The sequence below is a fragment of the Vibrio sp. 704 genome (genome assembly GCF_033339295.1).
Genome location: NZ_JAWOUH010000471.1, coordinates 1 through 684, shown reverse-complemented (window position 1 = coordinate 684; position 684 = coordinate 1). Strand labels below are relative to the sequence as shown.

The following is a 684-nucleotide window of genomic DNA, read 5'->3' as shown; positions in this document are numbered from 1 at the left end:
GATTGGTATGTCTTATCAGTCTCGTTTTGGCCGAGAAGAGTGGCTACAGCCTTACACTGATAAAACATTGGAAACCATCACCAGTAAAGGCGTGAAGAAAATTGATATCATGACTCCTGCATTTTCATCTGATTGTTTAGAAACGTTGGAAGAAATAGCTGGAGAGAACAAAGAGATCTTTATGGAAGCTGGTGGTGAGCAGTTCCACTATATTCCATGCCTTAACGACGATGACATGCATATCGATATGATGGCAGAACTAGTACGCAGCAAGCTGTAGAGCTTTGGTATTCTGCACCGAATGAATACTAAAAAGGGTCGCGATTGCGACCCTTTTTAGTAACTTGAAACCATGTTAAGCAACTTGTGTTTGTTGCTCTTCAATTTGTTCTGCAGTGCTATGAGTGTTTTCTGCACCGTGCATCCAACGAACAAGCGTGTTCGAGAATAACATTAGAATCACACCACTGATCAATGCAGTTACTGCGATGCCACTAAAGATAGCCATTGCACCAAGTTCACCCACATGAGAACCCACGTAACCAGCGACATAGTTCGCAATAGCGTTACAACCAAACCATGCACCCATCATCAACGATGCAAGACGTAGCGGAGCCAGTTTGGTTACAAGAGACAGGCCAATAGGGGATAGACACAGTTCACCCAAAGTATGGAAGAAGAACG

At 43.6% G+C, this 684-nt stretch carries 1 protein-coding gene and 1 pseudogene; one reads left to right on the top strand and one right to left on the bottom strand.

Going from position 1 to position 684, the window contains the following annotated elements; translation table 11 throughout:
- Window positions 1-280: ferrochelatase (locus R7R24_RS27180; RefSeq protein ID WP_318120194.1), on the top strand; the 280-nt coding region annotated here is incomplete at its 5' end.
- A gap of 75 nt (window positions 281-355) precedes the next feature.
- Here the strand turns inward: R7R24_RS27180 and R7R24_RS27175 are convergent.
- Window positions 356-684, bottom strand: a pseudogene (locus tag R7R24_RS27175) (dipeptide/tripeptide permease); the annotation flags it as partial.